The sequence below is a fragment of the Aeromonas sp. QDB11 genome (genome assembly GCF_027705265.1).
Classification (GTDB): domain Bacteria; phylum Pseudomonadota; class Gammaproteobacteria; order Enterobacterales; family Aeromonadaceae; genus Aeromonas; species Aeromonas allosaccharophila.
In genome coordinates, this window is sequence record NZ_JAPDBM010000057.1 from 14,412 (window position 1) to 30,276 (window position 15,865).

Here is a 15,865-nt window from a genome sequence, read left to right on the forward strand (position 1 = left end):
GTTTGGGTGGTGAGGCCAATACAAATGCCTCTGGAACAGTAGCTGTTTGAGCTGGGGACCATCTGCCGACCGACGGTGTTGGTGAACGTAATGAGCCACCCGAGGGATGGCTCATTACTATTGCGCAGGCTCAGCCTGATGATGCTGCCTATTCCGCTCAGGCTATCTCCATCTCTGGCTGTGGTGCCGAGGGGATCGGGCTGGTCAGCTTGTCGATCCGCACCGCTGCGACCTTGAACTCGGGGATTTTGGCGTGGGGATCGGTGGCATTGATGGTGAGCCGGTTAGCCGGGGCCTCGGCAAAGTGGAACGGGATAAAGACCACGCCCGGCTGCATCCGTTTGGTGACGAAGGCGGGCAGTTCGATATGGCCGCGGCGGCTGGTGACCTTCACCCGCTCGCTGTTGCTGATCCCCATTTGCTCGGCGTCCACCACGCTCATCATCACCCGCGGGCCAGCCAGCTTGTCGAGCCCCTTGGTCTTGCGGGTCATGGTGCCGGTGTGGAACTGCTCCAGCAGGCGGCCGGTGGTGAGCACGATGGGATAGGTCTCGTCGGGCAGTTCGGCGGCATAGCGGAACGGGGTGGCGACCATTTCCCCCTTGCCACGGGTGAACTGCTTGCCGTGGAGCAGGCGAGTGCCTGCGGGTGCCGCGTCGTTGCAGGGCCACTGCAGCCCTTGCGCCTCCACCTTGTCCCACTGGATGCCGGCGTATTGCGGGGTGACTTGGCAGATCTCGGCTGTGATCTCCTGCGGGTGTTGATAGTGCCACTCGCCGCCCATGGCGTTGGCGATCTGCTGGATGATCCACCAATCCTCCCGCGCTTCACCCGGCGCCTTGAGGGCGGGGGAGATGCGTTGCACCCGCCGCTCGGTGTTGGTGAAGTGGCCGCTTTTCTCGGCAAAGGAGCAGGAGGGGAGGACCACATCGGCCAGTTGGGCGGTTTCGGAGAGGAAGATATCCTGCACCACCAGAAACTCCAGCTGCTTGAGCCCCTCGATGACATGATGCTGATCCGGATCGCTCAGCACCGGGTTTTCCCCCATCACATAGAGCCCCTTGATACTGCCCGCGCAGGCGGCATCTATGGTCTCGGTGAGGGTCAGACCGGGCGTGCGCGGCAACTCTGGCTGCTGCCAGGCGGCCGCGAAACGTGCACGTACCTCGGGGTTGGCCACCTTCTGATAGCCTGGCAGGCAGTTGGGCAGCGCCCCCATGTCACAGGCACCTTGCACGTTGGATTGGCCTCGCAGCGGGTTGATGCCGCCCCCTTCGATGCCGATGTTGCCGCACAGTAGTTGCAGGTTGGCGATGGCCCGCACGTTGTCGTGGCCGGTGGTGTGCTGGGTGATCCCCATGGAGTAGTAGACGGCAGTGCGCTCGGCGGTGCCGATGAGGCGAGCGAGCTCGATCACCTGCTCGGCCGGTACGCCGGTGACGAGGGCCACCTTGTCCGGTGCATAGGCCGGGGAGAGCACCTCTGCTTGCAGCGCATCGAACCCTTCTACTCGTGCGGCAATATAGGCCTTGTCGTGCCAGTCGTTCTGGATGATCTGCTGCATCAGGCCGTTGAGCAGCATCACGTCGGTGCCGGGGCGGTGGGCCAGATAGAGGCTGGCATGGTCGGCCATCTCGATCCGCTTGGGATCGGCTACTACCAACCGCGCCTTGCCCGTGGTGACTGCCCGCTTGATATGGGAGCCGATGATGGGGTGGGCCGCCGAGGTGTCGGAGCCGATGATGAAGATGAGATCCGAGTGATCGATGCTCGGGATGTCATTGGTCATGGCTCCGCTGCCGAGCGACGCCTCCAGCCCGGTGACGGTGGAGGCGTGGCAGAGCCGCGCGCAGTGATCCAGGTTGTTGGTGCCCAGCTCCCGACGCATGAACTTCTGGAACAGGTAGTTCTCTTCGTTGGTAGTTTTGGCCGAAGAGAAACCCGCCAGCGCATCGCTGCCATAGCGCTGGCGCAGGGCAGAGAAGCGCTCGGCGACCAGTGCGATGGCCTCTTGCCAGCTGGCGGGCACCAGCTCGCCATCCTTGCGGATAAGCGGGGTAGTGAGGCGCTCCTCGCTCTGGATAAAGTCAAAGCCGAAGCGTCCCTTGACGCAGAGCAGCCCCTGATTGACCGGTGAGTTGCGGTTCCCCTCCACATAGCGGATGCGGTTGTGCGCCTCATCGACGTAGAGGGTGACACCGCAGCCGACCCCGCAGTAGGTACAGATGGTATTGACCGGCGTGAGCAGTTCGGTGCGCCCCTGCGACTTGTCGCGGGCATCCACCAGGGCCCCGGTGGGACAGACCTGTACGCAGGCGCCGCACTGTACGCAGTGGGAATCGCCCATCGAGAGTCCCGTGTCGAACTGCGGCCGGTTCGAGAGGGTGCCATCGCTGTGCTTGGCAAAGCGCAGCACGCCCTGCACCGCCTGCTCACCACAGGTCTGCACGCACTGGCCACAGCCGATGCAGCGGTTGGCATCAAAGACGATAAATTCGCTGCTGTTGTCCACGGCAAATTTCTGGCACTGGCTGGTATCGAGAGCGCTCTGCTCGACCTTGTATTCGGTGGCGTAGTCGCGCAGTGCACAATCGGTGTTGGCCTGACAGCCGCACTCGAGGCAGCGGCTGGCTTCGCTGCGGGCATCGGCATCACTCAAACCACGCTCCACTTCGGCAAAGCTCCCATCCCGCTCGGTATCTGCCAGATGAGGCATGATGCTGCGAGCGACTTTTTTCAGGTGAGCAAACTGGGCGGGATCGACCTGCTTGAGGGTGGGAGCCTTGCAGGCGTTGAAGGGCTGCACCGGGTCGATCATGTCACCATGGAGGAACTGATCGATGGCCAGCGCGGCCTTGCGACCATCGGCGACCGCCTCGATGGCGGTGGCGGGCCCACGGCGCAGATCGCCGATGGCGAACAGGTTGCCGTGGCCGCTGTGCATGGTCTCGGGATCGGACTCTAAAGTCTGCCAGCGGGTGAAGGGGAGGGTGAGAGACTCCCCCTCCATAAAGCTGAGATCCGGCTGCTGCGACACCGCCGCAATCACGGTATCAAACTCTTCAATGAGGTACTCGCCGGTGGGCTCGGGGCGGCGACGGCCAGAGGCGTCCGGCTCGCCGAGGACCATCTTCTCGAGGCGCACCTGACAGACGCGACCACGACTGTCCGGCAGATTCTCCACCGGATTGGTCAGCATCAAAAAGCGGACTCCTTCCTGCTCCGCCTCGTCGATCTCGTACGTTTCGGCAGGCATCTCGGCGCGGGTGCGGCGATAGATAAGGGTTGTTTCTGCTCCAAGCCTGACCGCCGTGCGGGCGCAGTCGATGGCCGTGTTGCCACCGCCGATCACCGCAACTTTCTTGCCGGTGGTGAGCCGCTTGGCCAGCATCCGATCCTTGAGGTAATCGACCCCGAGATAGCAACCGGCCAGAGTGCTGCCCGGGTAATCCATCGGCACCGCCTTGGAGGCGCCGACTGCCAGACAGACCGCATCATAGTCGCGGCACAGCGCCGAGAGGGTGATCTGGTGGCCCAGTCGCTGCTTGGTGTGGATCCGCATGCCACTTTGGCACATCAGCGCGATCTCCTGATCGAGGATCGCCTTGGGCAGCCGGTATTCGGGGATGCCGTAGCGCAGCCAGCCACCCGCTTCGGGCATCGCCTCGAACAGATCGACCTCGAACCCCTCGTAACCCAGATAGTAACCGCAGGTGAGGCCGCCCGGGCCGCTGCCGATAATGGCAACCCGCTTGCCCTTGGCGGGCTTCTTTGCCGGTTGATAAGGGGCCGCCTCGGCCAGATCGAGATCGGCGGCGTGGCGCTTGAGCTGGCGAATGGCCAGCGGTTCATCCACCAGCGCGCGGCGGCACTCCGCCTCACAGAATGCGGGGCAAACCCGGCCGATGGAGAGGGGCATCGGCAGGGTCTGCTTGATAACGGCCATTGCCGCCTCGTGCTCTCCCATCGCGATGTGATGCAGATAGGATTGAATGTCCACCCCGGCCGGACAGGCCCGTTGGCAGGGGGCTTCGCAATCGGCGTAGTGATCCGAAAGGATGCGGCCGAGCGCCTGCTGGCGGTGCGCGCGCAGGGCATCGCTGTGCGTCGTGACCATCATCCCGGCCTCGGGGCGTGTCTCGCAGGCGCGGCGGATGCCGAGACCGGCAATCTCGACCACGCAGAGATCGCACGGCGTCTTGGGGACGCTGGTGTTGTCACCGCACAGGGAGGGAATATCGATCTGGTGCTGTTTGGCTATCTGGAGCAGGGTTCTGGTCGGGTCAACCGTCAACTGAGCCCCATCGAGAGTGATGGTGATCATGGCGTCATAAACTCGCTTTCAAGGCGCAGAAAATGCTGCATCTGGCGGAGCCAGCAGGGGAAGCGACAGGGAGGCCGCTTGCTATACGCTCACAATAACAAAGATTATTTACAACTTTATTTGATTTTAGACAGCTTATTGCCCAAAAAAGAAAACGATTTCAGATTGTCTTGTCTACCTCATCGGCACGGCGCACCGTTGAGAATTATTCCTGTTAAAGCAGGTTATTCATTGTGTTATTGCTATTTCATGCATGTTGCTCAAGAGAGACTGATCGCGCCCACTGTGGGTTCAATTCGCCAGTAGCACCATTTATGATGCAATTTATTTTGCATAAATGGTTGCACGGATGAAGGCAACGGCGAGTGCAGAGCAAAGGGACTGGGTAGCAGGTTGCTGGAGGGTGTGGCAGACATGAAAGCGGGTGGCGAGCCCTACACAAAGATAATGGCCACCTCTTGCGAGGTGGCCATTCACGTTGCCGGTTGGCACTCTGTTGGCCCGAAGGATACGGTAGCGGGAGGTCAGCCGGGTATCAGGGTGGGCAGCCGGGCTTGCCAGAGCTGGTGCCAGTGCTGCAGTTCGCTGCGTGGCATCGGGCGGGCAGTGAAGAAGCCCTGACAGATATCGCACCCCAGCTTGGCCAGCAGCAGCCAGGTCTCGACATCCTCCACCCCTTCGGCAACCGACTTGAGCCCAAGTTTGCGGGCCAGCTCGATGCTCGATTCGATGATGGCCAGACGGGAGGGATCGGCATAGCAGCGATCGACAAACGAGCGGTCAAGTTTGAGCTCGGTAAAGGGCAGCAGTGCCAGCTGTTGCATCGAGGAGTAGCCGGTACCGAAGTCATCGATGGAGAGGCCAAAGCCGTGCATCCGCAGCCGGGTCAGCACCTCCAGCGCCTTGCCTATATCCTCGACAAACGAGCTTTCGGTCACCTCCAGGGTGATCAACTCGGGATTGATGCCCCAGCGTTGGCACTGGTTGAGCAGGAAGTGGCAGAGATCCCCCTCAATCAGCGAGGTGGTAGAGAGGTTCATCGACAGATTGAGGGAGAGACCGGTCTGCTCCCACAGATGGCAATCCTGCAACGACTTGTTGATGATGACATCGGTTAGTTGATCGATGAGGCCGTTGTTTTCCGCCAGCGGGATAAACATACCGGGTGAGATCAGCCCATATTCCGGATGCTGCCAGCGGGCCAGCGCCTCCATCCCTACCCATTGGCCGGACGCAAAGCCGACCTTGGGTTGATACCAGGGCAGCAGCTGGTCGTTATCGAGGGCACGCTTGAGCTCGTCAACCGAGAGGATGAGGCCATCCTCCTTGCCGGACGGGGCTGATTTGGGTGCCCATGAGTCTATCAATTGTCGTAACTGCTGCTGACTCGATGGCTTGTCGATCCGGCCCAGCACATGGAGCCCATAGGCCGCGCTCATGCGCAGCACGGCATCCACCACATCATCTTCCAGTGCGCTGGAGAGGATTATACCGCCGCGAAAGCCCCCCAGCGAGAGGCGGCGCAGCAGCGCCATGCCATCCATGCCGGGCATCCGCAGATCGCAGAACAGGATATCGACGGTGTGGTTCTGGCACAGCGCCAGCGCTTCGATGCCGTCTGCGGCCTCCAGCAGTTGCTGATAACCGAGCACCCGGATCTGGTGCATCAGGGTCTTGCGTTGAAAGGCATGATCCTCAACCACCATGATGACCAATTCATCTGCCGTCTTACTCATCGAGCCATAATCCCATGTCACGTTCAATATTGTTCATCTGTTCCTCAACCCCCTGTGTCAGCAGTTCGAGTTCGCTCAACTGCTTGAGGCGGGCTGCAGATTCCAGTTGTGCTGCCTGCTCTGCCAGCTGTTGTTCGCCAATCATTCTGGCTGCCCCCTTGATGCGATGGGCAATCTCCACCATCTCCTGGCTATCACCGGAGGAGAGTGCACTCATCATGGCGCGGCAATCTTTGTAGTTGGAGGCCAGATACTCTCTTGCCATGTTTTTGGCGATCGTTTCATCGCCAAACAGGTCTTGCCAGCGCGCGACCATGTCGGGGTTAATGGATAGCTCCGGCAGGGGTAGTTCAGAGGTAGTGGTTGCCGGCAACCAGCGTAACAACATCTGGCGCAGTGAATCCAGCGAATAGGGTTTGCACAGCATGTCGTTCATACCAGCTGCTGTCATATTGACAGCAGCCTCCTCCGAGGTATCGGCGGTGACGCCGATGATGGGGGCCTGCTCCCCTAGCTCCCGCAGTCGGCGGGTCAGGGTGTATCCATCCATCACGGGCATATGGCAGTCGGTGAGCAGCAGGGCAAAATCCCGGGTTTGCCAGGCGCGCAGCGCCTTCTCGCCATCCTCCACCACCTCGCACTCCACCCCCAGAATGGCCAGCTGACGGGTCAGCAGCGCCCGATTGACCAGATGGTCATCGGCGACCAGTACCCGCCCGCCCAGTTTTTCGATACTGGCCGCATGGGTGGTCTCGGCCCGTCCGGTGATCAGCTCGCGGCAGCTTTCGAGCAGCAGATCCGGATAGAGGGGGGATTGGCCGAGCCGCCACCAGTTTTCCGAGCCCATTCGCCCACGCAATGCTTCGCGCGGGGAGAGCACGACCCCCTTGAGGGGGCCGGATTGCAGCAAGGTGTGCCATTCGTTCCCCAATGCCGCTTCCAGCACGGACTCTTCAGCCAGCAGTAACCCGCTCAACTGTTCGGTGATCTGGCTTACATCCAGCGGTATTAATGTGGCTCCCAGTCGCTTCATGATGCTCTGCACGCTTGCATCCTCGCCGAGCCACCACCATTTGCTGCCAGCCAGGGCTGGGGGGGCCCACTGGCAATGGGTCAGTGGGATGGCAAAACGAAAACAGGAGCCCTCACCGGCTTGGCTGTTGACCGTTAGCGAGCCCCCCATTTTCCTCACCAGCTGATCACAAATGGCCAGACCCAGCCCGGTACCGCCAAAGCGACGACTGATATCGGATTCCACCTGTTCGAACGGGGTAAAAAGCCGCGATAGTTTCTCTTTGGCGATGCCGATGCCGGTATCTGTCACCGCGATGAGCAGCTGCTGGTCGTGATAACTGGCCTGGATCGAGATGGCGCCCTGTTCGGTGAATTTCACCGCGTTGTTGAGCAGATTGGAGACAACTTGGCCCACTCTGACCGGATCGATGTCGGCCAGATCGGGGAGTGTCTCTTCCCACAGGATCGTGACCTTCAGCCCCTTGCTGTAGGCGCGCGTCGCATGGCCGCGGATCACGTCGCAAATGACTGATTGCAGACGGCAGGATTGATAGTTGAGATGAAGTTGGCCCGCCTCGATTTTGGAGAAGTCGAGGATATCGTTGACCAGATAGAGCAGGTTGTTGGCCGAGCTCTCCACATTGCGCAGCAGATAGCGCTGATCATCATTGAGCTCGCTCATGCGCAGCAGCTCCAGCATACCGTGCATGCCCGAGATGGGAGTTCTCAACTCGTGGCTCATGGTCGCCAGAAAGCGGCTGCGCGCCTGCATCGCCTGTTCGGCCGCGGCACGCGCCTCACGCAGTGCATGTTCCTGTTGTTTGAGGGTGGTGATGTCCTGTACGACCCCGTTAAGCAGCCGATGACCATTGGCTTGCGGTACAAAGTTGCCACGCACTTGCAAATAGCGCTCCCCTTGCTCCGAGGGCACCTGTACCTCCATATCCAGCGGCTCAAGGGCGCGGGCATGGCGTGCTACTTCGTCAACAAAAACCTTGTGAGCCTGATCATTGAGTCCGAAGATGGCCCCGCCGGATTCTGATGCCTGCAACATTTTCCGTGACATTCCCAGAATGTTGCTTGCCCCCTGAGACAGGTAGAGAAACTGTCCCTTGCCAGCCTCCTGCCAGAGATATTGATAGACGACCCCCGGCATGCTGTCGGTGATATCACGCAATCGCGCTTCCACTTCCCGGATCTTGTCCTCGGCAGCTTTGAGGGCGCTGACATCAGTCAATACCGTCAGTACCCCTTGAATAGAACCGTCCGGTGCCCGGTATGGCAGTTTGACGTAAACCACATGCAGGGGGACTTCATCCTCCCGCTGGGTATAACCAGTCCCCTCGAATATCTCGCCGCTCTCCCAGACCGTCCGCTCTTCACGTAGCATCTGTTGCCGCTCGTCCTCGGTCATATAGCCTCAGCCATCGCCTGCTGAGCTGTCACCGATAAACAGCTCGCGATATGCCCGGTTGCAGAGGGTCAGGTGATGCTGGCGATCCCGCAAGGCCACCATGTTGGGCAGGGAGTCGAGCAGGGTCTGGACGAATACCAGCTGTTCGTTGAGCTTTTTCTCTACTCTGTGACGTTGCATGATTTCCTGTTGCAGGGTGCGGTTCCATGCCCAGAACAGGGCAAACAACAGGGCGGCGGCAGCACCGACAATGGCGAACCAGAGCAGCACGGTTTCGGCATTGATACCGGTTTGCACGTTTGTGGAGAGCCAGCGTTTTTCCAACTTGTCGAGCTCTTCCGGTGGAATGGAATAGAGCACCTTGGTGAGGATCCGCTGCAACATGGGATCTGGTCGAGTGGCCATGGCTATCGGCAGGCGCAGGTCTTTGCCGGCATAGACAATCTGATAGTGCTCGCTGACTCGCTTGTTCAGTGAGGGCATGGTTAACAGGACGTAATCCGCATCGCCATGATCCAGCAGCTCCAGCAAGCGGTTGTCATTGTTGACCTGAATCGGGTGGGCTCCGATGCTGGACAGCAGTTCTTTATCTACCGAGCCATGCACCATGCCGACACGTTTTCCCCGTAAGTGGGATATATCGGTTAAATCGGCGCTGCGTTTGGTGCCAATGACCACCCGATCGACAAACAGATAGTTGGGGGTAAACAGCGCAAACTGGTTACGTTCGACGCTTGGCGTTATGGAGGGAATAAAATCAATCTGCCGCGCTTTGAGTAAATTCAGGGCTTCACTCCAGCTGTGGGTGCGTACCAGAGAGAACTCCAGCCCGGAGTATTGACGCATCAATTCCATCAGCTCTGCGACAAAACCGACCAGCTGGCCACGATAATTGAACTCGCTCATCGATATCCAGTCAGGGAACACGCTGTAGGTCAGCATGCCATGCTTGCTGATCCACTGCTGCTCCTCGGCGGTAAATTGGTTCGATTTAATCTCTTCGGGGTCAGAATTCTTGTGCGCTGTTGCTGCTTTCAGCATAAGGCGGCGATCTTCAACCGGAATCTCGTTGAAGGCCTTGGTGACCAGACTGACCTGTGCCGAGTTGCTCCGGCTCATATTGATGGAGAGGGATGTCGCGCTCACCCAGTCCGGGCTGGCAATCGTGAAGCCTGCCGCGGGATGCTGCTCTTGCAGCATCACCAGTGAGGGCATATCGGCCAGATAGGCGTCGGCCTGGTGCTGCTTGAGCATAAAGGCCGCCTCGTTGCGACTCTCGACCTCGGCAACGTGCGGTACTCCCAGCTGTTTCAACTGCTGGCAAGAGCTGACACCTGCGACACAGATCCAGCGCAAGGCATGGGCATCCTGTTGTGACAGCCCTGTCTTGCCATTGTTGAGCAATACCCCGCGTGGCGTGGCGAGCAGAAAAGGGATGGACACAATATCCTGCTGCCACTGCTCGTCCGGCTGATCATTGATCAGCATGTTTATTTCACCGTAGAGCAGCCCGTTCAGGGCGCTGGTGTAGGAGGGATAGACCTTGTAGCGCAGGGTCAGACCGAGTTTTCTGGCGATCTGCTGCGCAATATTCGGTACCGGTCCGGTAAAGCGTTGATCGGCATCTTTATAGCTGTAGGGTGGATCCCCCATCATCGGCATGCCGATGCTCAGCTCCCGGTGTGAGGAGAGCCAGGCGCGTTCAGACAGATCGAATTCGTCTTCGTTAAGGCTGGTATTGGCTTGCGCCAGCGCGCACCAGAGTTGTAGCAGGAGACACAGGAATAGACGATTACATTGGCTGAGCATCAAAGGAATCCAACGGAAATTGGTCGCGTATTGTAAGTGCTTTAAAATGCAGCAGCCAACATCAATTTACTCAATATTGATCTGCGACATGATGCCGTTGTTGTGACGATCCAGGGGGGGAGTGATAGAGCACTCTTCGTCCAGACCGTTATAACTCCAGCTCGATAATGGGGAGTTCCCACCGCTCACTTCGAACTTGCTCCTGGTAGGCATCGTCTTCCTGCTCTTTGCTCCGCTCAATCATGGCGATGACGTTGGCATGCCGGATAGTGGCAAACTGGTTCAGCCAGATCTGATGAGCACTCTGGGAGAGACGAGCTACGGACGTTTGCCCATGGAAAACATGAAGTTTCTGAAGCTTGTCGAGATCGATACGTACAGCGTCCCCGACGTGTAATTGCCGCAGATTCTTGTGTATCGGGTGGTTTTCGTTGCTACGTCCGGCATAACCGATATCCAGTTGGCGCATTCCCATGATGGCAAAACGGCGCAGCCGTGCAGGGGCGCAGGCCTGGAGCGACTCGTTGTAACAACGTTTGGTAATGAGAGGGAGGTGGGGATGCCGCTGGTCAGTGCGGGACATAACCACTAACCGTTGGATTGCTCGGGTCATCGCAACATAGAAGAGTCGCCGCTCTTCCTCGATGTTGTTCGCAGCGCTTTCTGCGCAGCGTTGCCATCCGCCATCAAGGATCAACACATGGCGATACTCTTCCCCTTTAACGCCATGCACCGTGCTGAGGAGCACACCCTTGCCAAAGCGGATCTGACGTCGCTGTTCGCTCAGGTATTCGTAAAGGAACTGCAGGAAATAGTGCGCTGACAGCGCTTGCTCTCCCTGACTCTCCTGCCATTGGGTAATCAGATCGTACAGCAAGACCTCCCAGCGGTTTGCTTGATCAAGGGGAGGGAGGGGAGCGGCCAGTTGTTGCGCTGTCAGGAGTGCGTGGCCTTGTTGATGTAACCAGTTCTGGTAACGCAAGATCTCGCGACAGCGATGGATCGGGAAGCCATGCTCTCGGTCCAGGGTAAATCTGCAGGGAATAGAAGCGTCAGCGAGCGCTGAACGTACCCAAGCCAGCTCTTCTTTATCCAGCCCATTGCGAGCCAGTACAGCGATCGACTCCAGTGGGCAGGTCGGATCTTTTTCATGAATAAGCGTAATGTGTCTGACGATCTCAGCGGCCTGTTGGGCCGCGTCAGTGCAGGATTGGACGATGACCTTGCCGCGCGCCGTCTCCAGCCCTTCCCAAGCGCCACCTGGTACCTCCATCTTGCGCCGCTCATCGATCACAATGGGGTGCGAACTTTTCATGCGATCCAGATTGTGTTCTATCAGCTTGTTAGCTGCTTCGATGATGTGGTGTGTTGAGCGGTAGTTCCAGGTCAGGTAATGCGTCTGGGCGTTGTAATCTTGCTCGAAGCGACGGATAAAGCTGACGTTCGCTTCGCGAAAGGCGTAGATAGACTGGTCGTCATCGCCCACCGCCATCAGGTGCAGGCGCGCATCTTCATCCTCTTCGCTTTTGCCAACCAGTGCAGCGATAAGTTGGTACTGCTGCTCGTCAATATCCTGGTATTCGTCGACGAGCAGGAATTGCAGACCCCCCAACAGCTTTTCCCGCTGCTCTTCCAGTTCGAGACCGAGCTGGCTCTGCTCTCCCCGGAGCAGCTTGATAGCGTCATCAATGATGGTGGTAAAGTCGATATCGTCGGATGTCCGATTTTGCACCGCATTACCTGTCAGGCTCATCGCAAGACCGTGAAAGGTGAATACCGAGACCCTTGCTCCGTCACGCCCCAGCAGTTCGGTCAGGCGTCGGCGCAGGGACATCGCCGCATTATGGTTGTAACAGAGCAACATGATCCTGGATGGTGCGACTTGCTTGACCCGCATCAGGTAGGCGCAGCGGTGGATAATCACTTTGCTCTTGCCTGAACCCGGGCCTGCCAGTACCAGCAAGTTTTGCTCGGGTGGTGCCTGGACGATCTGCTCCTGCGCCCGGTTGTGAAGATCTTCGACGATGCGTTTCCAGGAGTGTTCGCTGGTCGCCAGCTCCAGGATCTTGTTGCGCCCTTTGAAGTAGTGACCGAGGAACTTGTCAGCTTCCATGGAGAAGTAGTCTGTCACCAGCTTTTTGGCTTGCTTGAAGTGTTCCAGACTGATGCGGGCGTATTCATTCATCACATGGATCTGAATCACCTTCTGGCGATAGTGATGCTCAAGCGGCTGATAGTCTGCTTTGTTGTATTGCTGCTGCCGCTCCGCCGTCAGCGTGAGGGTCATGGCGCTACGGAACACGGCGAGACCATTTTGCAGCACGATGGCGTGTTGCTCATGCAGGTAGAGCAGTGCCCGCTCGGCCCCTTTGAGCAGCCACTCCTGCTGGCTGCTTGCCTCCCGCTTGTTCATGAGCTGAGCCACATCCATGTCTTCTCGCAGGTATTTGACCAGTTGTTCCAGGGCAAACGACAGCATTACCTGGCGCTGGACACTCTCTTCGCTGCTTGCCAACAGGGTGTAGAGAAAATCGAGGGTGGCACCTGTGACGCGATGGCGTTGATCAATCGTCTGCTCAATCTGGGACCAGGTACGGTTGAAGGTGAGTTGGTAGAGATCCCGAGAGAGATATTTGACATCAATGGAGCCTTTCTCGCCCCCCGAGCGACCATCTTGGGACCAGCTGGTCAGCAAATTGCGCAGCAAGCCAGGGTTACTCCGTTCATGCCCCAGATCTTTGATGGCCTGATTGACCAGTCGAATGTTAAAGATCAGACCTTGCCCTGTATCAGGTTCGGGTTCTTGTTCACGCAAGGTGTCCAGCATCGCCTTTTCAATACTGTGCACTTGCCCGCAGAGCACCCGGGCGTTGTCTCTTCCTTTGGGGCGAAGCCAGGTAGTCAGTAACATCCCCTGAGAGAGCAGACCTACATCCGCCATTTGGGTGAGTACCCGCATCACTTCGCTAGCCTGAACACCACTTCCTTGGTCCGCCATGTATTGGCCTGCCTCTTCGGCAATGGTATCGGCACTGAGACCATCATCATCGGCAGCACTCATCAGCGCCTGGATAACAGCTTGCCAGATGGCGTTGGCCTTGGGAGCCAGTTTCAGACTGTCTACCCTTTTCATCGCCTCCTCGGTGGACGCAAACAGGGGGCGCCCCTGAAATACCTGAGTGATGTTGTCGCTGCGCTCCAGATAGCCAGCTCGCTCGAGCCAGGCGATAGCTGTCTTGACCTTGGTATCCGCATTGTTGTCATCGGCAGCGAAGCTGGTTTCCACCTCTGGCTGGTTGATGAGCTCTGCGCTGGTTGCGACCAGTGGCGGGTTGTTCTCCTGCTTGCCTCCTTTGCTGGCCCGGAGTCTTATTCCGCGCAGGATCTGTTTGATATCGCGCAGGCTGACCTCACTCATGGCCTCGAGCTGGAACTGTTTCTCGATGTCTTGTGCATCAAACAGCAGCACGCAGTGGGCTTGCTCTGTATCGCGGCCCGCTCGCCCCGCTTCTTGCAAATAGTTCTCGAGCGAGCCGGGGATATCGGCATGAATGACCAGACGCACATCATCCTTGTCGATGCCCATCCCAAAGGCATTAGTCGCGCAGATGACCCGGATCTCGCCACTGATAAATTGTTCGAGGGTTGCTTTCTTTTGGGCACTGTCCATTCGGGCGTAAAAGCGCGCGACGGTGAGGGATTGTTGCTGGCCGAGGAAATCAGCCAGCTCGTCCACGCTACGCTTGGTTGCGCAGTAGATAACGCAGGAGCCGGGCTTCTCCCCGCCAAAGAACTGCTCGAGCAGGTTGAGGATATGGCCCTGTTTATTGAGGCCTGGGCACTCAACGACGGCATATTCGAGGTTGGTACGTTCAACCCCCCCTTCCAGTCTGCGAAGCGGTCGGGGCTGCTTGTCGAGAAACTGTGCGCAGATATCCTCAATCACATCCGGCTTGGCAGTGGCGGTATAGCAGAAGACAGGAGGCATGGGGACCTGCTGCTCGTTGGCAATGGTGGCGATGGCCTTGGCGCAGTAGAGATAGTCAGGGCGAAAATCATGTCCCCATTTCGACAGGCAGTGCGCTTCGTCAAATACCCAGCCACCGATCTGACGTTGTCGTATTGCTTGTTTGACAGTGCGGTTACGAAGCTGCTCGGGGGAGATATAGAGCAGGGCGATATCCCCCATGCGGATCTGCTCAAGAATCGCGCCTCGCTCTGGTAGCGTCAGCAGCCCCGAGATGGCGGCAACCCCTTCGATACCGGCCTTGTATTTAAGGTTGTCCACCTGATCCTTCATCAGTGCCTGCAGGGGGGAGATCACGACCGTGAGCGCGCCACTGCGCTGGTTGCGCACCAGTGCAGGGAGTTGGTAGCAGAGCGACTTGCCGCCGCTGGTGGGGAGTATGCCGAGCAGTGCCACACCAGCCATGGCCTCCTCGACCAAGGTCTTTTGCAACGGCGTCCCATCAGGCAGGTTGCGGAAGTTGTCGAGCTCGAAGATACGCTGCAGATGGCGGCGTGCGTCGTGGTTCTCCTGACAATAGCTGCAGTCGGCATGACCACAGTGACGCTCGCGAACTGTGTGAATGATCTCTGCTGTCTGGGGGAAGCGGCGCCAAATCCAGGGCGGTAACACGGAGTTTCCGCCGGACACGGGCAACCAGGCGCAGGCATAAGCCAACGGTAACAGCAGCATAGGTTGACGCAGGGCATCGCCAATCACCCGGTTGAGCTGATTGGGGCAAGCCTTCTCATGGGCAATGCTCTTGATCAGAGTGGGTAGCTCAGAGACTCGTACTGGCGGGCGGCCTGTCAGTCTGGCAAACACCAGTGACAGACCCTGAGTGTTAAATTGCGCCATGACTCCCTGGCTGAACAGGTGTTGATAAAGCTGCAATTGGGGCAGGGGCAAGGCTTGCAGTGCTATCAACTGTTCCGAGAAGATCTGCAAGGCGAGCCTTGCATCAGCGACCGGATCATTGAGGGTATCCCGAACCAGTTTGTAATCCTTGACCAAGCGGTGATAGGGGTTTTTGGGAAAGGCAAGGGGGGATAGATAGAGGGTATCTATTACCGGTTTTTCGAGAAGCAACTGGGGGCGTATAGTCTGTTTTGCCAACCAGGGGAGATCAAAATCGAGAATATTGTGGCCAAGGACCACATCAGCCTCTTGTGCCAGCGCATTTAACGCCTTGATGGAAAGATCCTGCGGGCCCTTGAGATTGAGCTCACGATCAGCCAGGAGGGCACCCAGATGACGGAGTTTTTCATCCCGGGTCAGTTCAAGGTCAAAAGAAAGAATCTTGTCATCCCCAAACAGGGCCACGACATCAGTCGAGTTCATCAATAGCCATCTCCATCTGGCGTTGACCTCTCATAGCGATAATAAGTGCCGAGAGATCAGTGTGTTGGCTAAATATTACCCGAATTGTTGCGCTGTAGCATCATTCAGAACCCTCTTGTCGCAGTTCTTTGGGTCAAGGCCTGGTGAATCGCCCCCAGTTCCCTAGACACCTCACAGCCTTAAAATGAGGCAACTATTGGAGGTGTTATGACCCGTCAGCG

The 15,865-nt window shown here is 58.2% G+C and carries 3 protein-coding genes and 1 pseudogene; all 4 read right to left on the bottom strand.

The genetic code is table 11. The features are described from left to right. Positions 1 to 157: 157 nt before the first annotated feature. The 4 genes and pseudogenes from fdhF to OKC40_RS17075 all read right to left on the bottom strand — a co-directional run bounded on the left by fdhF (position 158) and on the right by OKC40_RS17075 (position 15,644). Positions 158 to 4,324 (bottom strand): formate dehydrogenase subunit alpha, encoded by a 4,167-nt coding sequence (gene fdhF / locus OKC40_RS17055; protein ID WP_270796130.1) that lies wholly within the window; start codon positions 4,322 to 4,324, stop codon positions 158 to 160. A 524-nt stretch (positions 4,325 to 4,848) separates the two neighbouring features. Continuing rightward, positions 4,849 to 6,060: an EAL domain-containing response regulator gene (locus tag OKC40_RS17060; RefSeq protein WP_270796132.1), complete on the bottom strand. Its 1,212-nt coding sequence runs from the start codon at positions 6,058 to 6,060 to the stop codon at positions 4,849 to 4,851. Further along, positions 6,053 to 10,297, bottom strand: a pseudogene (locus OKC40_RS22990) (ATP-binding protein). The gene OKC40_RS17060 and the pseudogene OKC40_RS22990 overlap by 8 nt, the downstream one beginning before the upstream one ends. Before the next feature lie 148 nt (positions 10,298 to 10,445). Further along, positions 10,446 to 15,644 carry a RecQ family ATP-dependent DNA helicase gene (locus OKC40_RS17075; protein ID WP_270796138.1) on the bottom strand — a complete coding sequence of 1,733 codons (5,199 nt, stop codon included), beginning with the start codon at positions 15,642 to 15,644 and terminating at the stop codon, positions 10,446 to 10,448. Positions 15,645 to 15,865: the final 221 nt, after the last annotated feature.

Bases quoted from the DNA above. Each gene is read 5' to 3' on its own strand.
- fdhF (WP_270796130.1), bottom strand. From the start codon at position 4,324: ATGATCACCATCACTCTCGATGGGGCTCAGTTGACGGTTGACCCGACC.
- OKC40_RS17060 (WP_270796132.1), bottom strand. From the start codon at position 6,060: ATGAGTAAGACGGCAGATGAATTGGTCATCATGGTGGTTGAGGATCAT.
- OKC40_RS17075 (WP_270796138.1), bottom strand. From the start codon at position 15,644: ATGAACTCGACTGATGTCGTGGCCCTGTTTGGGGATGACAAGATTCTT.